The sequence below is a fragment of the Pseudocitrobacter sp. CD920760 genome (assembly GCF_057782505.1).
In genome coordinates this window covers 3,696,462-3,718,208 of sequence record NZ_CM173490.1, presented here as the reverse complement: position 1 = coordinate 3,718,208, position 21,747 = coordinate 3,696,462, and the positions used below count along the sequence as shown (strand labels likewise).

The window sequence follows — 21,747 nt, the reverse complement described above, 5'->3', positions numbered from 1 at the left end:
GGTTTGGCGTTGTCATCGGGCGATTTTTTACAGCGCCAGACTCTTTTTTTGCGCCATTTTTTTCATCGGAATGAAGGCAATTACTACCGCGCCGAGCACGAGGAATGCGGCGACCATATAGATCCCGGCGTTGAAGCTACCGGTGATATCTTTCATCCAGCCCATCAGCAGTGGCCCCAGTGCCGCGCCGGTCATCCCGGTGGCGTTAATCACCGCAATCCCCAGCGCGCGCGCCTGAATTGAGATGGATTGATCTGGCGTGGTCCAGAAAATCACCATCGCGGCAAATGCCCCGGCGGATGCCATCACGATACCGCTGAATTGCAGCATCGGGTTGCTACTGGTTGCCGTCAGTATCCAGCCCGCGGCGGCAAAAAGATAAGGCAGCAGCGTGTGGATTTTCCGCTCATTCAACCGGTCGGAACGCTTACTCCACCAAACCATGCCAACAATAGTACACACCTGCGGAATGGCGCTGAGTAATCCAATGGTGATGTTATTACTCTCCTGATTAAAACTGCGCAGAATAAGCGGCGTCCAGACGCTTAATGCACTCAGGGTATTCGTCAGGCAAAAATAAGCCAGCGTGTAGAGCATAATGACCGGCGTAAATAACTCCCGCAGCATGCTGCGCTGCGACACCATTCCGCTGCTGATCCCCTGTTGTGATTGTTGAACCGCGCGTTTATCGGCTTCCAGCATTTCATTCAGACAGGCTTTATCATCGTCGGTCAGCCATTTGGCTTTCGCCGGAGAGTCATCCAGCCAGAACCAGACCACCAGGCCTAATAATACGGACGGGAAACCTTCCAGTAAAAATAACCACTGCCAACCCTTCAGGTTTAATAACCCATCCATATTCAAAATATAGCCTGATGCCAGCGAACCCAACGCCATGGTTACCGGCATCGCTATCATAAACAAGGCGTTAGCGCGGGCGCGATACTGGGAAGGGAACCAGTAGGTTAAATAGAGCAGCAGCCCTGGCAGGAAGCCCGCTTCGGCGATCCCAACCAGCATTCGCAATACATACAGGCTATTTGGCCCGGTAGCAAACATGGTCGCCGTGGAGGCAATTCCCCATACCACCATCAGCACTGCAATCCAGCGTCGGGCGCCGACAATCCCTAACATAATATTGCTGGGGATCCCGCAAATCACATACATCACATAAAACAGGGTGGTGGCCAGGCCAAACATGGTACTGGTTAAACCTAAATCTTTGCCCATCGTTAAACCGGCAAAACCAATATTAATGCGATCGAGGTAAGAGAAAACAAATAAAATAAATAAGAAAACAATTAATCGGCGGAATAACTTTTTAATCACCGCTTGTTGCCGCGGGTCCAGTGTATCCTGCGTATCGGAAGGCGGCGATAATACGCTCGAAGAATCATTCATGTCGGGCTCCACATTGCAATGTAATATTATTTTGTTAGCAGGCGAATATTTATCATGCTCAGAATGTTTTATTGACAGAGGCCATCCGAACACGTGCGCTAACGTATAGGTAACAGCGTGATAAGGTGTCAATGGAATCCGTAAAAAATGAGACGGAATTGTTATCTGTGTGGCGTTTTGTGAATCATAAGGTGGGTTTTAGAACATTCATGACAGAGCGAATGCGCGATGATGCTATAGCGTGAACTTATAACCCGGTATACTCAGCGTATCGACGTCTTTTGACTAAGGAAGCTCATGAGTTCAATCAAAAAAACAGCGGATGTGAAGAGCGCGGATGCGGCTTTTCATCGTGAAGAGTTCCCGTTCTACTGGATTGTTAACGTCTATGCGCGCTACACCCAGGTGATGGAAGTGACGTTGAAAAAGGTGCAGCTCGACGTTTCGCGCTTTCGGGTGATGATGATTACCCATCAGTACGGCAAGGCCAGCATCTCGCAAATTTCTGAATATGCGATGGCAAAAATGCCGACCGTCACCAAAATCGTCGGCCGCCTGCGTGACGATGGAATGGTGACCACCGCCAGCAGCGAACAGGATGCCCGGGTGACGGAGGTGATGCTCACGCCTGCCGGAAAGGCGAAAATTGAAGAAGCGCACCGCCTGGCGCAGAAAGTTTTCGAAAAAGGGTTCAAGGGAATGACGCCCGCGCAGGTGGAAAAAATGAACCTGTCGCTGTCAAAAGTGCTGGGAAACCTTAACGAACTGTAGCCTCAGAGAGCGATCGTTAAGATTTGTGATCGCGCTAAACTTTTCTTATAACTCCCTGTAAATCCTATCGTTAATTCTTATCTGTCGCCCTGAGTTTTCACGGCGACTTTGGTGCGTTTCCCTCCTTTTTCTGCGGCAATTCATCAACATAACGCAATAGCCATAGTGAATAAATGGTTATATTTGCGTTATCGGATTGTAAAAATAACGTGAAATATTACTTGAATATTCACGTAAATCTCTCATGATTGATTTATCGCCATTCAGGGTAAAAAAACAGCGATGACTGTTCGCCTGAATGTGATTCACTTTTTCTGGTCAAGGTGTCAATCATGAAGCCAGTTTTTGAGAGCAATGGTTACGTCGAGCAGTTTACGCTTGGCGCAGGTGAACTACGGTTCGCCGTCAAAGATACGCTGGATATCGCCGGTCACCCGACCCGCGCCGGATGCCCGGCGTTGGCCGATGCGCCGAAAGCGAAGCAGCATGCCCGCATCGTCAAGGTGCTGCTCAACAGCGGCTGCCAGCTGACGGGCAAAACTACCCTGCACGAACTGGCGTTTGGCGTCACCGGGATCAACCCGTGGAGCGGCACGCCCGTTAATCCTCAATACCCTACGCTTATCCCCGGCGGTTCGTCGAGCGGCTCCGCAACCGTCGTCGCCAATGGCGATGTCGATTTCGCCCTCGGTACCGACACCGGTGGTTCGGTCCGAATGCCCGCCGCCTGCTGCGGCGTGCTGGGGTTAAAACCGGGCTATGGCGTGCTCAGCCGCCAGGGCGTATTACCTGCCTACAGCTCACTCGATTGCGTGGGTATTTTTGCCCGCGAACCGCGCATTCTGCGTGAAGTGCTGGCCCGCGTGGCGCTACCGGTTGATGCGCCACTAGAGTCTCTGCCCGCCATCGGTTTTATCTTTGCCGCGCAGCCGGACATTGACGCGCTGCTGGTGGATGCGCTGGAAGCGTTGGGCATCGCCGCAAACAGCGTGACGTTACCGCTGCTGGGCGAAGCGCATCGTGCCGGGCTGACCATCATCAACCGCGAAAACTGGCTGGCGTTTAACGCGCTGCTGGCGAGCCACGCGGTCTCCCCGGACGTTGCCAGCCGAATTCAGGCGGGTGAATCCATCACCAGCGACCAGCTCGCCAGCGCGGAAAACGTGCGCGCGCAGTTCACCGCTCAGGTGAATGCCCTGCTGGAAGACACACCGCTACTGGCGCTGGCGACGCTGCCGGAACTGCCGCCGACGCTGGAAGAGGCGGAAGATCCGCTTAGCGTGGTGAATCTGACGCGGCTGGTGCGCCCCTTCAATCTCAGCGGTCATCCGGCGCTATCGCTGCCGATGGGCGAACTTCAGGGCCGACCCGTCGCGCTGCAACTGGTGGCGGGCTTTGGCGAAGAGGGGCTTCTCGTCCAGGCCGCTGAATGGCTGATGCACCGCCGCCTCTGACGCTCACCGCGCCATAAAACCGTCGAACCGACCACTCAATGCCTTTCGGCGTTGCGGCATCGTGCACCTTTTTGCCGCCCGCCCACGTTAATCGGGAGTCAGCTATGTCCGTCGTACACGTCCGTGAAGAGCTTGTTCCGTTATTGACCGAAGTGACCGCGCGCAGCGCCGATTTCGAGCGCCAGCGCCATGTTTCAGACGACATCATCAGCCGCTTTAAACAGGTAGGCGTCTACCGTGCGCTGGTGCCGAAAATCTACGGCGGCGACGAGTGTTCTCCGGCGCAGTTTTGCGAACTGATTGAGCAAATCGCCACCGCAGATGGCTCGGCAGGCTGGGTTGCCAGTTTTGGTATGAGCCCGTTTTATCTCGGCGCGCTGCCGCCGGATACCCTGAAAGAACTCTATCGCGATGGCCCCGATGTGGTGTTTGCGGGGGGCATTTACCCGACCCACAAAGCGCAACTGGCCGATGGCGGCTATCGCGTAAGCGGTCGCTGGTGCTTTGCCAGCGGCAGTATGGGCGCATCGGTGTTTGGCGTCGGCATTCAGCCAGAAGGGGAGAACATGCTTCCGCGCATGGCGGTGCTGCCGCGCGAAAGCATTCATATCGACCCGGTGTGGGATACGGTCGGGCTGGCGGGAACCGGCAGCCATGATTTGCTGGTGGATGACGCGTATGTGCCGCAGGAGTGGACCTTTATTCGCGGCGGGGCGCTGAATCTGGAAGGCGCGCTGTATCGCTATCCAGTGCTGTCGCTCGCCACGCAGGTGCTGTCCGTTGTGGCGCTGGGTGTGGCCCGCGCGGCACTCAATGAAATCTATCAGATTGCCCATCGTCAGCAGTCTGTCACCGGCGCGCCGCGCCTGGCCGACCGACCGCAGGCGCAGATGCAAATCGCCCGCTGCGAAGCAGAACTCCGCTCGGCGCGTGCCTGGTTTTACGAGGCCATTGATGACGTCTGGCAGCGTCTGCTGGTCGGTAATGAGCCGAGCCAGCAGCAGGTCAACGCCCTGCGTCTTTCCTCTACGCACGTCACCCGTGTGGCGGCAGACGTTGCCCGTCAGGCGCTGGCGCTTAACGGGATGGGCGGCGTCACTATGACCAGCCCGCTCCAGCGTTATGTGCGCGACACGATGGTGATTACCCAACATGCCTTTATGGGCGACCTCTCGTACCTGAACGCCGGTACGGTCTTTTTCGGCGGCAAACCGCTGCCGGGTTATCTCTGAATTTCTGAAAGGAGCAACAAATGAGCCAGAACAAATTACGCGTGCTGTTTTGTATCGGTGTGAACCAGAACTTTTTCGATGCGACTCCGGCAGAAGCCAAACAGGTGTGGGGCGCATTCGGCGTGATGATGAAAGGCATGGAAGAGACGCCGGGCATCCGCGTCATCGGCAACATGGATGATGACCAGTTGATGGTCGGCCCCTCGACCACCGCGCCGTGGACCACCTACGTGCTGGCGGATGCCGACACCCTGGAAAACGTGGCGGCGGTCTGCAACCTGTTCCGCACCACGCCGGTCGGTGAAAGCAAGCTGTGGAAGTACTGCAAGATTGAAGCGCGCGTGGGCCGCGAACTGATTATTCAGGGTTAAGGAGCGGGTGATGAACTCACAGGATGCGCAGCGTTTGCAACAGCTTGAAGACCAGCAGGACGCACGGGTATGCATCAGCAACTATATGCGCCTGTGCGACCAGCTTGAAACCCCGGCGACCGTGCGGGCGATTGGCGCGCTGTTTACCACCAATGCCTGCTGGGAAGGCGTGGGCGAACCGTATGCCACACGCCTTGGCAGGCATGTCGGACGCAACGCCATTGAAAGCATGATGGCCGGATACGTCAAAACGCCCGCGCATTTTGCGATGAACGCCCATTTTTTGTGCTCGGAAGCCCTCATCCAGCAGCCGGATGGCCTGCTTTTCGGGCGCTGGCTGATGCTGCAAACCTCCAGTTTTACCGCCGGAGGATCGCATCTCAATGCGGCGGAACTGAACGTGGAGTTTCGCCGCGAAGCAGGTGTGATGCGGATGCACCATTTCACGACGCGCAATCTGTTCAGCAGGCCAGTTGACCACTGGCACGCCGCAGATGTGCTGCCTGTACCTGACAATAAATAGAGAGTCGAGCGATGCAGTGTGATAACCAGATCCCCGTAAAAAATATCGAAGCCAATGTTCCCGACTGCGCGGAAATCGCCGCGCTGGTGCAGTCTGACCGGGTGCATACCTCACTTTATAATTCCGAGACCCTGTTCAACCTTGAGCTGGACAGGATCTTCAGCAAAACCTGGGTATGGGTGGCGCATACCAGCGAAATCCCGGAAACCGGGAGTTTCAAAACTACCGAGATCGGCACGCAGCCGGTGATCGTCGTGCGCGACCGCAAAGGCAACGTACACACGTTGCTCAACCGTTGCCGCCACCGCGCCGCCACCGTGTGCGAACATCGCACCGGTAAAACCAACAGTTTTGTCTGCCCGTACCACGGCTGGGGCTACGCGCTGGACGGCAGCCTGCGCGGCGTGCCGCACCCGGAAAGCTATGCCGATCAACTGGAAAAAGGCGAGCTGGGGCTGGTGTCGCTGCGTACCGAACAGTACGCCGGCATGATCTTCGCCACCTTTAATGAGCACATCGAACCGCTGGAAGATTTCCTCGGCGCGGCGAAAAAGTGGATGGATCTGTTTATGAAGCAGGGCGCGGGTTATCCGATTAAAACCGGCCCGGCGCACCGTTTCCGTTTCCCCGGCAACTGGAAGATCCAACTGGAAAATACCACCGACGGCTACCACTTCCCGGTCGTTCACCGCTCGTTTTTAAGTTCGGTCGATAAGCAGACCGAAGAGATGCTCAACTTCGTTGACGGTAGCGGCTATGTGGAAGATCTCGGCAACGGCCACAGCGTGATGGTGATGATCCCGGAACTGGTGGATCTGGAAGCCAATCTCGATGCGCCTATCCCGGAGCGCTTTATTGCGCTGGCCGACGAATTGCGTAAAGACCACGATGAAGATCAGGTACGTCGCATTGTGCGTGCCGTCGGCGGTTCCGGCTTTAACCTCAACATTTTCCCCAATATTGCCTGTTCAATGGCGTTCTTCCGTGTGCTGCAACCCGTTTCGGTGAACGAAACCGAAATTCATCATGCGGTGATCACCATGGACGGCGGACCGGAAATTGCCAACCAGGCACGTCTGCGTCTGCATGAACATTTCCAGGGCCCGATGGGCTTTGGTACGCCGGATGATTCCGAGGCGTGGGAACGCGTACAGCGCGGGGCGACGGCGGGCAACGACCTGTGGATCATGCTCAACCGCGGGCTGGCGGGCGAGTACCGCAGCGATGACGGCCTGCGCAGCGACGTGAGCGCCGAAACCGGGATGCGCGCGGCGTATCAACAGTGGAAAAAACTGATGACGGAGGCGGAATAATGACGCCAGATACGGTTCTGATTTCCGCAATGGAAATTATCAATCTCGAAGGCGACTTGCTCGATCAGGGCGAGTTTAATGCCTGGCTGGAACTGTGGCAGCGCGACGGCCTGTACATCGTGCCAATCGACTCACAGGAGACCGATTTCAAAAATACCCTCAACTACGCCTGCGACGATCACGAAATGCGTGAGCGTCGGGTGAAGCGCCTTTACAGCGGTGAGTCAATCTCCACCACGCCGCGCGCCCGCACGTTGCGCACGCTCTCGCGCTTCCGTTTGCTGGAAGGCGAGGGTGACGAAATTGTGGTGCGCGGCGCGCAGTCGCTGTGGGAACACCGCAAAGGCTACAGCCGACACTACGCGGCGGATATCACCTGGCACCTGCAATCGCAGGGCGACCGGCTGCTGATTAAGCAAAAGGTGATCCGTCTTATCAACAGCGACGATGTGCTGCACAGCATCGGCTACATCCTGTAAGGAGCGCGTTATGACGCAAACCGTATTAGTCACCGGCGCGGCCGCCGGGCTGGGCAACGTCATCGCCACGCATCTGTTGTCGCAGGGGTATCAGGTGGTGCTCTCGGACGTGAGTCTGGCGCGCGCGCAACAGGCGGCGGAGAAACTCGATAACGGCGCAGGCCACGTGCTGGCGCTGGAACTGGATATCCGCCAGCCGCAGGCGTTTGAGCAGGCGCTACAGGCGATTGAAACCCGCTTCGGCAGCCTGGAGGTGCTGGTAAACAATGCCGCGCTGACCCTGGCGACGCCGGTGATGGAGATTGACGTTGAAGAGTTTGACCGGGTGATCTCCACCAATCTGCGCGGCACGTTTGTCGGCTGCCAGACGATTGGGCGCTACTTCGCGAAGAAAGGTTACGGGCGAATTATCAACCTGGCGTCGCTCGCCGGGCAGAACGGCGGCACGGCCTCCGGGGCGCATTACGCGGCATCGAAAGGCGGCATCCTGACGCTGACCAAAATCTTCGCCCGCGAGCTGGGGAAATCCGGCGTAACGGTGAATGCCATCGCGCCGGGGCCGATGGATCTCCCGTCCGTTCACGCGCTGGTGCCGGAAGAGAAAATGGCCGGGCTGTTACAGATGATCCCGGTGGGTAAGTTGGGCGATGCCGAATTTGTCGCTCAGGCCGTGGCGCTGCTGGCTTCACCGCAGGCGGCGTTTGTCACCGGGGCGACCTGGGACATCAACGGCGGTCTGTTCATGCGTTAAGGAGTCGCCATGCTGACACTGCACATTATTAAGCGCGAGTTACAGGGGGAAGTCGTCCTGCTGACGCTTGCCTACGCAACCGGCGCTGAACTGCCTGCGTTCACCGCCGGGGCGCACATCGACCTGCATCTGACCGACGATCTGGTGCGCCCGTATTCACTCTGCGGCGATCCGGCAGATCGCTACTGCTATCAACTGGGCATCCTCAAAGATAGCCAGTCGAAAGGCGGATCGCTGGCGGCACACGCGCTTCAGGAAGGCGAATCGGTAACGGTGAGCCTGCCGCGCAATCTGTTTGCCCTTGATGCGCGCGCGGCGCACAGCCTGCTGATCGGCGGCGGGATTGGTATCACGCCGATGCTGGCGATGGCGGCGGAGCTGCACGCCGCCGGGCGCGCGTTTTCGCTGCATTACTGCGCCCGTTCGCGCCCGCAGGCGGCGTTTGTTGCCGAACTGGAAAAAGCGCCGTGGGCGGATCGCGTATGGCTGCATTTCAGTGATGAACAACGCATTGATTTGCCAGCGGTGTTAAGTGATGTACCGGCTAACACCCATGTCTATGTTTGCGGCCCGACGCGGCTGATGGAGGCGGTGAGCGAGCAGGCAAACGCCGCCGGGTATGCGGCTGAAAACGTTCATCAGGAGTGCTTCAGCGCGGAAGTTGAAGTGAGCGGAAAGGCGTTCGACGTGGTCGCCGCCACCAGCGGGATTACCGTGCGGGTGCTGGAAAACCAGACCATTGTCGAGGCGCTGGCGCAGGCGGGATTGAAGGTGTGCGTCTCCTGTAAGCAGGGGATTTGCGGCAGTTGCCTGACGGATGTGATTGAGGGCGAGCCGGATCACCGCGACAGCTATCTGACAGACGAGGAGAAAGCCGATGGCGACCAGATCCTGCTCTGTTGTTCCCGGGCGAAAAGCGCCCGTCTGATTATCGATCTCTGAGGATTTCAGCATGAATTTGCAGACCGAGTTTCGTAATGCGATGGCGCAACTGGGCAGCGCGGTGTCGGTGATCACCACCGATGGCCCGGCGGGGAAATTTGGCTTTACCGCCTCTGCCGTGTGTAGCGTCACGGATCAACCGCCGACCCTGCTGGTGTGTATGAACCGCAACTCTTTTGCCAACGCGCACTTCAAGCAAAACGGTGCACTGTGCGTGAACGTGCTTTCCGGCGCGCATCAGGAGTTATCGGGCATTTTCGCCAATGCGACCCTGCGTTCCGAAGAGCGTTTCGCTTACGACCGCTGGCAGGTGATGGCGAGCGGCGCGCCGGTGCTCAGTTCCGCCGTCGCCAGCTTCGACTGCGTGATTGACGACTGCCATGAAGTGGGCAGCCACACGGTATTTTATTGCCAGGTGCAGGCGATTCGCATCAGCGAGCAGCCGCGCGGGCTGGTCTATTTTAACCGTCGTTACCATACGGTAGGCGGCGATATTGAGGTGAAAGCCTAACCCATTGAGGAGCCTGGCTTATGAGCAATACCGCAGCAGCACCGCACGACCCAAAGCAAATGCGTAAACTGGTGATCGCCTCCGTTCTGGGCAATGCGCTGGAATGGTATGACTTCTTTCTCTATGGCACGGCGGCGGCGCTGGTCTTCGGCCCGCTCTTTTTCCCGGTCGGCGGCGATCCGCTACAGGGCACATTACTGGCGTTTTCCGGCTTTGCGGTCGGCTTCCTGGCGCGCCCGCTCGGGGGGATTGCTTTCGGTCATTTAGGCGATCGCTACAGCCGTAAGATGACGTTAATCATGACGTTAACGCTGATGGGCGCGACAACCTTCGTCATCGGCCTGCTGCCGGTTTATAGCCAGATTGGCATCTGGGCGCCGATTTGTCTGATCACGCTGCGCTTTTTGCAGGGCGTGGCATCCGGCGGCGAGTGGGGCGGCGGCGTGTTGATGCTGAGCGAAAATGCCCCGGCTTCAAGGCGCGGCTTCTTTACCGCCTGGAGCCAGATGGGCGTTTCCGGCGGCTTTGTGCTCTCGGCATTCGCATTCTATCTGGTGCAGAAACTGCCGGAATCCGATTTTATGAGCTGGGGCTGGCGCGTGCCGTTCCTGCTGAGCCTGCTGATTTTTCTGGTCGGCGTCTATATCCGCAAAAACATCCGTGAAAGTGAGGCGTTCAGCCAGGCTAAACCGGAAGATAAACATGAAAAAATTCCGTTGCTGGTGCTGCTGCGCGACCATCCAAAAGCGCTGATGCAGGCGATTGCCCTGCGTCTGCCGGAGAACGGCGCATCCTATATCTTCTTCACCTTCTCGGTGGTGTACGCCAAACATATTGGCATCTCTACGAGCATTATTATCAGCGCGGTGACGCTGGCGATGTTGATTGAATTCTTCTCGATTCTGTTCTGGGGCGCGCTCTCCGATCGTATCGGCCTGAAACGCGTCTATTACATCGGCGTGATTGGCCTGCTGGTGATGGCTTTCCCGTTCTTCTGGCTGGTTTCGACCGGCGAATATAGCTGGATAATGCTGGCGATGTTCCTTGGTTTACCGGTGTGTCACGGGGCGATGATCGGCACGCAGCCGTGCATTATGAGCGATCTGTTCCCGGTGCGTGTGCGTTACTCCGGCCTGGCGCTGGGGCATGAAGTGGGATCTATCTTTTCCGGCGGGCTGGGGCCGATGCTCGCCGTCGCACTGTTAATCGAATTTGACGCCGCCTGGCCGGTATCGCTGTTGTTGATTGTCTATGCGCTACTGGCGTGGATTGCGTTGTGGAGCCTGCCTTCGCAGGAAACACCTGTCCTGAGTCAACCTACAAAAACCTTACCCTACAATGAGGTCTAAGCAATGTCAGTGAATCCGGTAACGACATCAGAAGTGGAAAAATTACTCGCCGTCAGCAGCGGTTTTCTCTCTCAACAGGGGAACGAGCGCTTTAAGGAGATCATGCATCACCTGCTGGGCGATCTCTGCCAGACCATTAAAAAATTTGATATCACCGACGAAGAGTTCTGGCTGGTGGTGAACTATCTCAACGAGCTGGGCGAACGCAAAGAAGCGGCGCTGCTGGCGGCGGGGCTGGGGCTGGAGCACTACCTCGACATTCGCGCCGATGAAAAAGAGGCGGCGGCAGGCAATGAAACAGGTACCCCGCGCACCATCGAAGGGCCGCTGTACGTGGCGAATGCGCCGCTGAGTGAAGGTTTTGCCCGCATGGATGATGGCAAAGAGCAGGGTGAAATCATGTGGTTACAGGGCGTGGTGAAGGATAAGCAGGGGCGTCCGGTGGCGGATGCCGTTGTGGATATCTGGCACGCCAACACGTTGGGTGGTTATTCGTTCTTTGATCAATCTCAGAGCGAATACAACCTGCGCCGCCGCGTGCTGACCGACGCCAACGGTCACTATGCGGTACGCAGCATTGTGCCGTGCGGTTACGGCTGCCCGCCGGATGGCCCGACGCAGAAACTGCTCAACGGTTTAGGCCGTCACGGCAATCGCCCGGCGCATATTCACTTCTTTGTATCCGCGCCGGGTTATAAACACCTGACTACGCAAATTAACCTCAATGGCGATGCGTACCTGTGGGATGATTTTGCTTTCGCCACCCGCGATGGGCTGATTGCTGACCCGGTGAAAGTGGACGACGAAGCGGTGGCCTACGAGCGTGGCATTCACCAGCCGCATACGGAAGTGAACTTTGATTTTACGCTGGTGGCGGCGACGCAGAACAGCGAAGAGGAACGCGGGAAGCGGTTACGCGTGAAAGAGTAAATTAACGCAGTCGGCGCAAATTGCTGACAACATGCGCTTTGTTCTTGCCGGATGCGGCGTAAATGCCTTATCCGGCCTACAAAGTCATGTAAATTCAATATATTGCAAGGAACCTTATAGGCCTGATAAGCGTAGCGCATCAGGCAATTTACGGCTTAACGATAATCAGGATTCGACATCACGCTGTAACGCCCGCCACCGAGTAAAAAAATCACAATACCCAGCAGGAAATAGAACGCAGCGCTTTCAATAATCCACGCGCCTGTGGGTGCCAGTGCGAATATTTGCGTACCGTTTGCCAGCGCCACTGCGGTCAACATGGTGAACGAAACAATAATTGCCGCCCAGCGAGTGAAGATGCCGAGAATAATCAGAATCGGGCAAAGAATTTCACCAATAAAAACGCCCCAGGCAATAAAACCCGGTAACCCGGCTTTCATCAACAGGTCCTGAATAAAGCCCAGATCGCCGCCCGGTAAGGCTTTATGAATACCATGAAACAGAAGCAAAGCACTGAATGTCAGGCGTAGTAAGAGCTTAGCGCCATCCGGATGATCGAACCGTTGTGTTAACGCGTTGAGCATAGAACAGTCCTTATTAAGTGAACCCAGAAGAATAAAAACAGAAATTTGGGCAAAAGAACCCGGATAGCATAGTGGCAAACTATTGTGGCGGATTAAAGGCAGAAAAATTTAAGAAGTTGTTAGAAAAATTTAGTCAAATAAAAAGGCCGAAGAGGGAATTAACTCTTCGGCCTTTTGCTGTCAGAACTTAATCTTCCAGCGCATAAGCGATAATGTCATCGCCTACATCCGGTGAGTGGCTGGCGCCACCTGCGGAAATAACGACATACTCTTTACCGGTTTTCGGTGATTTATAAATCAGCGGTGCGGCAACGGCACCAACCGGCAGACGGGCGCGCCATAGCTCTTTCCCGGTTGAGGAGTCGAGTGCACGCAGGTAGTTATCCTGCGTGCCGGCAAAGAAGACCAGGCCAGAAGCGGTGGAGGTTGGGCCGCCCAGCGTTGGCATTCCCAGCGGAATGTGCATGCCGGTTTTCATCCCCAGCGGGCCGGTATCTTCCACTGAACCCATCGGAACCTGCCACACCAGTTGGCGCGTATTCAGGTCAATCGCGCTCATGGTGCCAAACGGCGGAGTATTACACGGCACGCCCAGCGCAGATTGCAGAATATCGATACGCACACCGCCGTAAGGGCCAGCGACCTGCGGACGTACAGTGCCCATAAAGCCCGGGACTTCGTCGGTTGAGACGTGGTATTTCGCCATATCTTGCTGGCGCACCAGAGACATCCGCAGCGGCATACGCATATCGTTGACGAACAGCGTGCCGGTACGTTCATCGATAGTGATGCCGCCCCAGTTCATGCCGCCCAGCAGGCTTGGCCATTCGATATACGGTTTTTCCGACGGTGGGGTGAACATGCCCAGATAGGTCGATTCTTTAAAGTCGATACGACAGATCAGCTGATCGAACGGCGTGACGCCCCACATCGATTTCTCGGTCAGCGGGTCAACGCCTAACTGCGGCATACCCGTAGAGAACGGCTGAGTGGTGGAAAGACGTTCGCCTTCCGCGCCCTGATGCGGTACCGGAATCTCTTCCACTTTGGTGACCGGTTTCCCGGTACGGCGGTCGAGAACGTAGATTTGCCCGGTTTTGGTGGTCTGTATCAGTACCGGAATTTCTTCGCCTTTTTCGTTCTTCATGTGGAACAGAACGGGCTGAGACGGTAAATCGTAGTCCCAGATATCATGGTGAACGGTCTGGAAGACCCATTTGGTTTCACCGGTACTGGCGTCGACTGCCACCACAGACGAACCGTATTTCTCTTTAGCTTCGTTGCGGTCGCCGCCCCAGTAATCCGGCGGGCCGTTACCGGTTGGCAGATAAACCAGATTCAACTCTTTATCAAAGCCGGGTACCGTCCAGACGTTAGGCGTTTCCAGCGTATAGGCACGTGCTTTTTCCGGGTCAGTAATGTTTTCCGGCTGGCCGACATCCCAGGCCCAGACCACATCCCCTGTACGCACATCATACGCACGCACGACGCCGGAAGGCTCACCGTGCACGATATCGCGCACCCAGCCGCCAATCACGGCAATGTGCCCCATGATCATCGGAATAGACGTCGGGTGATAGCGCTTACTGTTTTCCGTGTCGCCCATACCCTGTTTCAGATCGACGCTGCCTTTGTTGCCAAAGCTGTCGCACAGCTCGCCGGTTTTGGCATTCAGGGCAATCAGACGGGCATCGACGGTCGAGATGATAATACGCTGCGGGCATTGCTGAAGCGCCGGGCTGGATTTTTCTTCTGCGCTCAGCGAATCATCGTTCTGCGCATCGTAATAACCCACACCGCGACAGGTCACGTGTTCGGCGGTCTGCGCGTGCGGATCAAAGCGCCAGCGGGCTTTACCGGTGTCGGCATCAATAGCCGTTACCACGTTCAGCGGAGTACAGGAATAAAGCGTATCGCCAATTTGCAGAGGCGTATTTTCGTCTACCCCGATACCCGGGCCGGTTAAGCGACGCCCGGTGTGATACGTCCACGCCACTTTCAGATCTTTTACATTCTCCGGGGTGATATCCGTGTAGGGTGCATAACGCGTACCGGAGGCATCGCGGCCAAAGAATTCCCAGTTGTCACTTTTTGATGCCAGAGTGGGTTCTTTGCCTGCGTGGGTATCGACAACACCATTATGAATGCCACCGTGCGGGAAAAACGCCGAGACCAGTGTTGCCAGCAGCGCGACAAAGATCACCGTTGCGCTGCGGTTAGCCGCACGCACCGATGAACGCTGAACGGGCAACGTGGTGGTGAGCCACAGGGCGAGCATTAATAAGAGTGCGGGAACCACCAGACGTGGAATCAGACCCCAGTAACTGAATTGCACTTCATAGAGCGCCCAGATAAGGGTAAGGACAAAGGTAATAATGGAAAGGGGGAGGGCAAATTTACGGCGCAGCAGGTAGCCTGCCCCGATAATCAGATACGCCAGACCGGCGACCAGATACCAGGCGCTGCCGCCCAGCGACAGGAGCTTACCGCCCCAGATGGTTAAAAACAGCCCAGTGCCAACACTGAGCAATACGAAGAGTAAGCGGTAGAGCGTAAAGAACACGCCTCCACCTCTGCTTTTTTGTTCGTCCATTGTGCATCCCATACAAAGTCAGTCGTTTGAAGCATTTTTGCTCAGTGGGCTGGCGCATCATCCTGCTAAGGACGTTAGCCGCCTGAGATCCTGTTGTTATGGTGGGTAATCCGAAGGGGAAGTGCCTGCGCCTACAACGTAAGGAAGTTTATTTATTTGTAAGATAAATGTAAAACTTATGAGCATTAAATGTATAACAAATAGAGGTGGCGGGGCAGAAAGGACAATGCAGGGAGCCGTAAGGAAGCCTCCCTGCAAGGTGCATGAAATCAGGCGTCAGCGAGTTGAAGAGAGGACGCTTCCTCGGCGTCTTTTTTACGCTGCTGTTCGAGCTCCAGCGCGCCGCGATGTGACAAGTAGCAGAACAAAATACAGCAGACAATCCCACCCATCAGCAGATAAAAGCCACCGTGCCATCCCATTTTATCGACCATCACGCCAAACAGACTGGTACCCAGTGAGGCGCCAAAGATGTAGCTCATAAAACCACGCAAACCGACAGCGGAGCCCACGGCAAAGCTGGGCACAATTTCCATTGTTTGCACCGAAGCAAGAAATTGCGGGACATAAATCAGACAGCCCACGATGGCGGCAAAAACAGTCACCATCAGCAGAGATTCACTTTTCCAGTAGCCAATCAGGCAAACGAAAATCAGCGCCATGCAGATCATCGCCAGTGGCATACGCCGCCCTTTAAAGAGCTTATCGGATAACCACCCGGCCAGGAGCGTAGAGGGGATAGCGGCCCATTCAAAAAACAGGAACGCGATGCTCATTTGTTCTTTGGAGAAGTGTTTGACCGTTAGCAGATAAATTGGCAGCCAACTGATCATACCGAATCGCACCATATAGACGAAGACATCCACCAGTGAGACGTACCATGCATTTTTGTTGCGCAGGACGTAGGTGCAGAATATCTGGAACGCGGTCATATTCTCTGGCGCGTTTACCGTATGGCGAGTTTTCAGTACCACTTTTTCTTCCGGCATCATCTCTTCCAGCGCGGGAAGACCTTCCTTACGCGGAGAACCTTTACCCAGAGCCAGCACCACTACTGCAAAAACGACGGCCACGCAGGCCGGGACAATATAGCTGGCGCTTTGCCAGTGCTCGCTGCCCAGAATAGCAAATCCGGCCCCAACGATTGGTGCGACAATACCACCGCCCACGTTATGAGAAATATTCCAGAACGCCCCTACGCGCCCGCGTTCCCGACGAGGGAACCAGTTGGCAATAGTAATAAAAGAGGGGCCAACGCCCATCCCCTGAAACAGACCATTAAGAATAACCAAAGCGGCGAAAATCCAGAAAGCGGTGCTGAAACCCAGGCCTACGTTGACGATGGCGCACAGCACCAGACCCGCAGCCATAAATACTTTCGGGCTGGCTTTATCTGCCAGACTACTCATCACGCCCTTACTGATGCCGTAGGCAATAAGCATACAGCTGCTGAGTAAACCGATCTGGGTTGCGCTGAGATCTAATTGCTCTTTTAAATAGGGCGTCGAGAGAGTGAAGTTATTACGTACTATATAATATGCCAGATAGCCCAAAAATACGCTAAGCAATGCTTGCATCCGGTATCGATTATAGGTTGCCTGAACTTTCTCCGCAGGAACTTTGTCTGCGGATTGTCCTGTTTTAAATATTGATAACATGTCGTCACCTGTACTTTTAATTGATATAGACAGCAGGAGTAATCGACAGAAAGAGTGCGGTAATTACCGTGTGTCTTCAAGTTCATGTAATGTGTCAAAAATGACTCAAATTAACGGGCTGGCTGGATGTTTTTGACTCAATTATTTATGAGTGAATGACCTGTTATTCTTTTTGATATCAGATTTATCTTCGTCTTGTGCGGCTATTAACATATTCCGCAACCATCATCTGGTATCCTTATTACGGTTCATCAATGCTTGCGAAGATATCTCCGTGTTCGTCGCAGTCGTTACGGATAATTGAAAACGGGTAAGTTTTGCCACAATTTTTATTTCGCGGGAAATTGAGATTTATGAGAGGGATCACAATCGTGTTTTGTCACCGGGTCAAAACACTCTGCAAAATTGGCGTTTTGTTATCGCTGATTCTGCTTTCCAGGCCGGTGCTGGCACAACATGGCGAACTGGTGATGGCGACAACATTTTCACCCGGTGCTACCGCGTGGATTATTCAGCGCTGGCAAACACAGCCCGACGCCGTGACTATTCGCACACTCAACCGTACCAGCGCTTCTCTGGAGCAATTGCTGGATACGTCTAACGCTGAGAATGTCGATCTTATTCTGACCTCCTCACCAATGCTGCTACAGCATCTTCAGGAACATCAAAAGCTTGCACCACTGGAAGAAATTCCACAGAACAGTCAGCGCCTGGTGCCAGAATCGATTCGTTCCACCTCCGTTGCCGTTGCGATTTCGGGATTTGGCCTGTTGATTAACCGTTCGGCACTGGCTGCACGTCATCTTCCCGCTCCCGCAGATTGGGATGATTTGATGCATCCGCGCTACCAGGGGGCTTTGCTGATGAGTAGCCCGTCCAGATCGGATACCAACCATTTGATGATTGAAGCGCTGTTGCAGCAAAAAGGCTGGGCGCAGGGCTGGGAAACGCTACTGGCGAGCGCCGGCAATTTAGTGACGATTTCATCGAGAAGTTTTGGCGTTGCCGATAAAATTAAGAGCGGGCTCGGCGTCGCCGGGCCGGTTATTGATAACTATGCCAATTTGCTGTTAAACGATCCGCATCTGACGTTTAGCTATTTCCCACAGTCGGCGGTCTCGCCTACCTATGTGGCTGTGCTTAAGAAAAGCCAGCATGCGGGGGAAGCCAGGCGTTTCATGCGTTACCTGCTCAGCCCCGAAGGTCAGCGCATCCTCGCAGACGCCAACACCGGGAAATATCCGGTTACGCCGTTGAGTTCCGGGAACCCAAGAGCCGCGCAGCAGGCCGTGTTGATGAATCAGCCGCCGTTGAACTATCGCCTGATACTGAAACGTCAGCAGTTGGTGCAGCGCATGTTTGATACGGCGATTAGCTTTCGTCTCGCGCAATTAAAAGATGCCTGGCGAGCGCTACACAGTGCAGAAGCGCGACTTAAACGTCCCTTGCCTGAAATTCGTTCGCTGCTTACCCGCGTGCCGGTTGATCCTGCGAGCAGTGAAAATGAAGCCTGGCTGGCACAGTTCGATAATAAAAGTTTTGCAGAGCAACAAATGATGGAGTGGCAGCCTTGGTTTCTGAATAACCAACGCCAGGCAATCAATAAACTGGAAGAGCTGAAATGAAGGGTAGGTCGCTTCTGCAACGTTTGCGGCAAATGAGCATCAGTAATAGCCTACGTGGCGCTTTTTTAATGGGGGCGCTTCTTACCCTGATTGTCAGCAGCGTTAGTCTTTACTCATGGCATGAACAAAGTTCGCAGATCCGTTATTCACTTGATGAGTATTTTCCGCGTATTCATTCTGCTTTTCAGATTGAGGGAAGCTTAAATCTGGCCGTCGATCAGTTAAACGAGTTTTTACTGGCGCCCAACACCACGGTACGTTTACAGCTGCGAAAGCAGATTATCCAGCAATTAGATAAAATTGAGCGGCTCAGCCAGGGCCTGACGCCCGAGGAGCATCAGCAGCTATCGATGATTTTGCAGGACAGCCGGAAATTGTTATCCGAACTGGACAGGGCGCTCTATAACATGTTCCTGGTGCGTGAAAAAGTGAGTGAGCTCTCCGCCAGAATTGATTGGCTGCATGATGATTTTACGACCGAACTTAATTCGCTGGTGCAGGATTTTACCTGGCAGCAGGGAACATTGCTCGATCAAATAGAAACACGCCAGGGCGATACCACACAATACCTGAAGCGTTCTCGGGAAGTGCAAAATGAGCAACAGCAGGTCTATACGCTCTCGCGAATTGAAAATCAGATTGTTGACGATCTGCGTGACCGCTTAAACGAACTGAAATCCGGGAATGACGACGGGATGTTGGTCGAGACACATATTCGTTATCTTGAAAACCTCAAGAAAACGGCAGATGAAAATATCCGTGCGCTGGATGACTGGCCCAGCACCATTACGCTGCGACAAACTATCGATGAGCTGCTGGAAATCGGCATGGTGAAGAACAATATGCCTAATACCATGCGTGATTACGTCGCCGCGCAAAAAGCGCTTATCGATGTCAGCCATACCCGTGAAGCAACGCTGGGGCGATTTCGAATATTGCTTGAGACACAGCTCGGTAATAGCCATCAGCAAATGCAACGGTTTAATCAGCGAATGGAACAGATTGTTCGCGTGAGCGGCGGACTAATTCTGGTGGCGACATTTCTCGCGCTGTTGCTGGCATGGGCATTAAACCATTATTTTATTCGATCGCGACTGGTTAAGCGGTTTACCGCGCTGAATCAGGCGGTTGTTCAAATTGGTTTGGGCACAACCACCACGGATATCCCTGTATATGGCCGGGATGAACTTGGGCGCATTGCCGGTTTACTGCGTCATACGCTTGGCCTGTTAAATTCGCAAAAACGGCAACTGGAGCAGGAAATTACCGAGCGAAAAGCCATCGAACAGGATTTACGCTCAACGCAGGATGAACTGATTCAGACGGCAAAACTGGCGATGGTCGGGCAAACGATGACTACGCTTGCGCATGAAATTAATCAGCCACTGAATGCGTTATCGATGTATTTGTATACTGCGGGCCGTGCTATCGATATGGGGCAGACCGATCAGGCCAAGACAACCTTGCTTAAAGGAGAGGGGCTGGTCAGCCGGATTGGCGCCATCATACGGTCATTGCGGCAATTCACGCGGCGAGCGGATCAGGATATTGCGCTAAAACCCGTCGACTTGACGCAGACCTTTAATGCAGCCTGGGAATTACTCGCTATGCGCCATAAACCGCAGCAAGCAGTAATGAATCTGCCCGAGAGAAATGCATGGGTGTCCGGGGAAGACGTTCGCCTGCAACAAGTTCTGGTGAACGTTCTGGCGAACGCCCTTGATGCGTGTCCTGGCGGCGCGGAAATTACCGTAAGCTGGCAAACAGAGGGAAACACACTCTGTGTGTTTATTGCCGATAATGGCCCTGGGTGGCCCGAATATTTGCTGCCGACGCTGTTGAAGCCTTTTACGACCAGTAAAGATGTTGGGCTGGGCATTGGTTTATCGATTTGCGTCTCGCTCATGACGCAAATGGGGGGAGAGCTGCGTCTGGCATCGACCGTAACAAAAAATGCCTGCGTGGTGCTGGAATTCAAAATAATGGAAGTAAGCGATGTCGAGTAACGATTTTTCCATTCTGCTGATCGATGATGATGCTGATGTGCTGGATGCCTATACTCTTCTGCTTGAACAGGCGGGTTACCGCATTTTTGTGTGTAATAACCCGCTGGATGCACAGCAATGGATTCAGAAAGACTGGCCAGGGATTGTGCTCAGCGATGTCTGTATGCCGGGATGCTCTGGCATCGATTTAATGACGCTGCTGCATCGTGATGATAAACAGTTGCCCATCTTACTGATTACCGGTCATGGCGATGTCCCAATGGCCGTAGAGGCGGTGAAAAAGGGGGCCTGGGACTTCCTGCAAAAACCCGTAGAACCCGGAAAATTACTGACTCTGGTTGATATCGCGCTACGTCATCGGAAGTCGGTTATCGCCCGCCGTTTACGCCACCAACAAAGATTACAGGTTGAGGTGGTAGGGCGCAGCGAATGGACGCAACGCTTCCGACAGCGTCTTGAACAACTCAGCGAAACGGACATTGCCGTCTGGTTTCATGGAGAAGCGGGAACCGGGCGTATGACCGGTGCGCGTTATCTCCATCAGTTAGGGCGCAATGCAGACGGGCCGTTCATCTGTCATGAAGTGATGCCAGAAAATAAGACTCTGTTTCAGGAGATCGTTGCACAGGCTTACGGTGGCACGCTGGTTTTGAGTCGTCCTGAGAATCTGAGTCGCGAGCAACAATATCAACTTGCGCAGCTTCAAAGTCTGGAACAACGTCCGTTCCGTTTGATTGGTATCAGCCACTCTTCTCTGGTTGAGTTAGCCGCCGCCAATAATATCGTTGCTGAGCTTTATTACTGTTTCGCCATGACGCAAATTGTCTGTCAGCCCTTATCACAGCGCCTGGACGATATAGAGCCTCTATTTCATTACTATTTAAACAAGGCCTGCCAGCGGCTAAATCATCCTGTTCCCGAAGTAGGGGCCGAAATCCTGAAAAGAATGTTGCGCAGAGGGTGGTCAAATAATATCCGTGAACTGGCAAATGCTGCTGAATTATTTGCGGTTGGCGTTTTGCCGCTGGCGGAAGTGGCTAATCCTCACATGCATGTCAGTGAACCGACGCCACTGGATCGGCGCATTGACGAAATTGAACGGCAGATCATTACTGAGGCGTTGAATATTCATCAGGGAAGAATTAACGAAGTCGCAGAGTATTTGCAAATTCCGCGCAAAAAGCTGTATCTGCGAATGAAAAAGCATGGCCTGAGTAAAGAGCATTACAAGATGTAGTGGAACGAAAATGATGG

At 54.5% G+C, this 21,747-nt stretch carries 19 protein-coding genes; 15 read left to right on the top strand and 4 right to left on the bottom strand.

What is annotated here, in order from left to right:
- Positions 1-27 precede the first annotated feature (27 nt).
- Entirely contained in the window at positions 28-1,401 is a 1,374-nt protein-coding gene (hpaX, locus tag AC1MKH_RS17410) for a 4-hydroxyphenylacetate permease (RefSeq protein WP_276219659.1), read from the bottom strand.
- 297 nt (positions 1,402-1,698) lie between these two features.
- Here hpaX and AC1MKH_RS17405 point away from each other — a divergent pair, with 297 nt between their 5' ends.
- The 12 genes from AC1MKH_RS17405 (at position 1,699) to catA (ending at position 12,027) form a co-directional block, all read left to right on the top strand.
- A complete protein-coding gene (locus AC1MKH_RS17405; protein ID WP_149461940.1) occupies positions 1,699-2,172 on the top strand; it encodes a MarR family winged helix-turn-helix transcriptional regulator in 474 nt (157 codons plus the stop codon).
- Positions 2,173-2,504: 332 nt separating this feature from the next.
- Complete coding sequence (locus AC1MKH_RS17400) at positions 2,505-3,626, top strand: amidase (RefSeq protein ID WP_276219662.1); 1,122 nt, start codon at positions 2,505-2,507, stop codon at positions 3,624-3,626.
- Between the two features lie 104 nt (positions 3,627-3,730).
- Positions 3,731-4,858, top strand: a complete 1,128-nt coding sequence (locus AC1MKH_RS17395) for an acyl-CoA dehydrogenase family protein (RefSeq protein WP_276219664.1) — start codon at positions 3,731-3,733, stop codon at positions 4,856-4,858.
- Positions 4,859-4,878: 20 nt separating this feature from the next.
- A complete protein-coding gene (locus AC1MKH_RS17390) occupies positions 4,879-5,229 on the top strand; it encodes an IacB protein (protein WP_249896045.1) in 351 nt (116 codons plus the stop codon).
- Positions 5,230-5,239: 10 nt separating this feature from the next.
- Positions 5,240-5,752 carry a nuclear transport factor 2 family protein gene (locus AC1MKH_RS17385; RefSeq protein ID WP_001088016.1) on the top strand — a complete coding sequence of 171 codons (513 nt, stop codon included), beginning with the start codon at positions 5,240-5,242 and terminating at the stop codon, positions 5,750-5,752.
- Positions 5,753-5,763: 11 nt separating this feature from the next.
- Positions 5,764-7,065, top strand: a complete 1,302-nt coding sequence (locus AC1MKH_RS17380) for an aromatic ring-hydroxylating oxygenase subunit alpha (RefSeq protein WP_276219668.1) — start codon at positions 5,764-5,766, stop codon at positions 7,063-7,065.
- Positions 7,065-7,544 (top strand): aromatic-ring-hydroxylating dioxygenase subunit beta, encoded by a 480-nt coding sequence (locus tag AC1MKH_RS17375; protein WP_276219670.1) that lies wholly within the window; start codon positions 7,065-7,067, stop codon positions 7,542-7,544. The genes AC1MKH_RS17380 and AC1MKH_RS17375 overlap by 1 nt, the downstream gene beginning before the upstream one ends.
- A 10-nt stretch (positions 7,545-7,554) precedes the next feature.
- Positions 7,555-8,295 carry an SDR family NAD(P)-dependent oxidoreductase gene (locus AC1MKH_RS17370; protein WP_276219672.1) on the top strand — a complete coding sequence of 247 codons (741 nt, stop codon included), beginning with the start codon at positions 7,555-7,557 and terminating at the stop codon, positions 8,293-8,295.
- A gap of 9 nt (positions 8,296-8,304) precedes the next feature.
- Positions 8,305-9,237, top strand: a complete 933-nt coding sequence (locus tag AC1MKH_RS17365; RefSeq protein WP_276219674.1) for a PDR/VanB family oxidoreductase — start codon at positions 8,305-8,307, stop codon at positions 9,235-9,237.
- A gap of 10 nt (positions 9,238-9,247) precedes the next feature.
- Positions 9,248-9,748 (top strand): flavin reductase, encoded by a 501-nt coding sequence (locus AC1MKH_RS17360; RefSeq protein WP_015963582.1) that lies wholly within the window; start codon positions 9,248-9,250, stop codon positions 9,746-9,748.
- 20 nt (positions 9,749-9,768) lie between these two features.
- Positions 9,769-11,097: an MFS transporter gene (locus AC1MKH_RS17355; RefSeq protein ID WP_276219676.1), complete on the top strand. Its 1,329-nt coding sequence runs from the start codon at positions 9,769-9,771 to the stop codon at positions 11,095-11,097.
- A gap of 3 nt (positions 11,098-11,100) precedes the next feature.
- The gene (gene catA / locus AC1MKH_RS17350; RefSeq protein WP_276219679.1) at positions 11,101-12,027 is read left to right on the top strand and encodes a catechol 1,2-dioxygenase; all 927 of its coding nucleotides are present in this window, start codon (positions 11,101-11,103) and stop codon (positions 12,025-12,027) included.
- Between the two features lie 155 nt (positions 12,028-12,182).
- Here catA and AC1MKH_RS17345 read toward each other — a convergent pair whose 3' ends face one another.
- From AC1MKH_RS17345 to pgtP, 3 genes are all read right to left on the bottom strand, one after another.
- Positions 12,183-12,611 (bottom strand): DoxX family protein, encoded by a 429-nt coding sequence (locus AC1MKH_RS17345; RefSeq protein WP_276219681.1) that lies wholly within the window; start codon positions 12,609-12,611, stop codon positions 12,183-12,185.
- Between the two features lie 187 nt (positions 12,612-12,798).
- A complete protein-coding gene (locus AC1MKH_RS17340; protein ID WP_276219682.1) occupies positions 12,799-15,204 on the bottom strand; it encodes a membrane-bound PQQ-dependent dehydrogenase, glucose/quinate/shikimate family in 2,406 nt (801 codons plus the stop codon).
- Between the two features lie 269 nt (positions 15,205-15,473).
- A complete protein-coding gene (gene pgtP / locus AC1MKH_RS17335) occupies positions 15,474-16,862 on the bottom strand; it encodes a phosphoglycerate transporter PgtP (protein ID WP_276219684.1) in 1,389 nt (462 codons plus the stop codon).
- A gap of 413 nt (positions 16,863-17,275) precedes the next feature.
- On the opposite strand from pgtP, the gene pgtC reads away from it, so the two are divergent.
- From pgtC to pgtA, 3 genes are read left to right on the top strand one after another with little or no spacing between them, the layout of a single operon-like run.
- Complete coding sequence (gene pgtC, locus AC1MKH_RS17330) at positions 17,276-18,487, top strand: phosphoglycerate transport regulator PgtC (protein ID WP_276219855.1); 1,212 nt, start codon at positions 17,276-17,278, stop codon at positions 18,485-18,487.
- Positions 18,484-20,493, top strand: a complete 2,010-nt coding sequence (pgtB, locus tag AC1MKH_RS17325) for a two-component system sensor histidine kinase PgtB (RefSeq protein WP_327621836.1) — start codon at positions 18,484-18,486, stop codon at positions 20,491-20,493. The genes pgtC and pgtB overlap by 4 nt, the downstream gene beginning before the upstream one ends.
- On the top strand, positions 20,483-21,730 hold the full coding sequence (gene pgtA / locus AC1MKH_RS17320; protein WP_276219688.1) for a two-component system response regulator PgtA: 1,248 nt from the start codon (positions 20,483-20,485) through the stop codon (positions 21,728-21,730). The genes pgtB and pgtA overlap by 11 nt, the downstream gene beginning before the upstream one ends.
- The last annotated feature ends 17 nt before the right edge of the window (positions 21,731-21,747 follow it).

What these genes read in the sequence shown, in the direction of transcription:
- hpaX (WP_276219659.1), bottom strand. Translation starts at nt 1,401, where the DNA reads ATGAATGATTCTTCGAGCGTATTATCGCCGCCTTCCGATACGCAGGAT.
- AC1MKH_RS17405 (WP_149461940.1), top strand. Translation starts at nt 1,699, where the DNA reads ATGAGTTCAATCAAAAAAACAGCGGATGTGAAGAGCGCGGATGCGGCT.
- AC1MKH_RS17400 (WP_276219662.1), top strand. Translation starts at nt 2,505, where the DNA reads ATGAAGCCAGTTTTTGAGAGCAATGGTTACGTCGAGCAGTTTACGCTT.
- AC1MKH_RS17395 (WP_276219664.1), top strand. Translation starts at nt 3,731, where the DNA reads ATGTCCGTCGTACACGTCCGTGAAGAGCTTGTTCCGTTATTGACCGAA.
- AC1MKH_RS17390 (WP_249896045.1), top strand. Translation starts at nt 4,879, where the DNA reads ATGAGCCAGAACAAATTACGCGTGCTGTTTTGTATCGGTGTGAACCAG.
- AC1MKH_RS17385 (WP_001088016.1), top strand. Translation starts at nt 5,240, where the DNA reads ATGAACTCACAGGATGCGCAGCGTTTGCAACAGCTTGAAGACCAGCAG.
- AC1MKH_RS17380 (WP_276219668.1), top strand. Translation starts at nt 5,764, where the DNA reads ATGCAGTGTGATAACCAGATCCCCGTAAAAAATATCGAAGCCAATGTT.
- AC1MKH_RS17375 (WP_276219670.1), top strand. Translation starts at nt 7,065, where the DNA reads ATGACGCCAGATACGGTTCTGATTTCCGCAATGGAAATTATCAATCTC.
- AC1MKH_RS17370 (WP_276219672.1), top strand. Translation starts at nt 7,555, where the DNA reads ATGACGCAAACCGTATTAGTCACCGGCGCGGCCGCCGGGCTGGGCAAC.
- AC1MKH_RS17365 (WP_276219674.1), top strand. Translation starts at nt 8,305, where the DNA reads ATGCTGACACTGCACATTATTAAGCGCGAGTTACAGGGGGAAGTCGTC.
- AC1MKH_RS17360 (WP_015963582.1), top strand. Translation starts at nt 9,248, where the DNA reads ATGAATTTGCAGACCGAGTTTCGTAATGCGATGGCGCAACTGGGCAGC.
- AC1MKH_RS17355 (WP_276219676.1), top strand. Translation starts at nt 9,769, where the DNA reads ATGAGCAATACCGCAGCAGCACCGCACGACCCAAAGCAAATGCGTAAA.
- catA (WP_276219679.1), top strand. Translation starts at nt 11,101, where the DNA reads ATGTCAGTGAATCCGGTAACGACATCAGAAGTGGAAAAATTACTCGCC.
- AC1MKH_RS17345 (WP_276219681.1), bottom strand. Translation starts at nt 12,611, where the DNA reads ATGCTCAACGCGTTAACACAACGGTTCGATCATCCGGATGGCGCTAAG.
- AC1MKH_RS17340 (WP_276219682.1), bottom strand. Translation starts at nt 15,204, where the DNA reads ATGGACGAACAAAAAAGCAGAGGTGGAGGCGTGTTCTTTACGCTCTAC.
- pgtP (WP_276219684.1), bottom strand. Translation starts at nt 16,862, where the DNA reads ATGTTATCAATATTTAAAACAGGACAATCCGCAGACAAAGTTCCTGCG.
- pgtB (WP_327621836.1), top strand. Translation starts at nt 18,484, where the DNA reads ATGAAGGGTAGGTCGCTTCTGCAACGTTTGCGGCAAATGAGCATCAGT.
- pgtA (WP_276219688.1), top strand. Translation starts at nt 20,483, where the DNA reads ATGTCGAGTAACGATTTTTCCATTCTGCTGATCGATGATGATGCTGAT.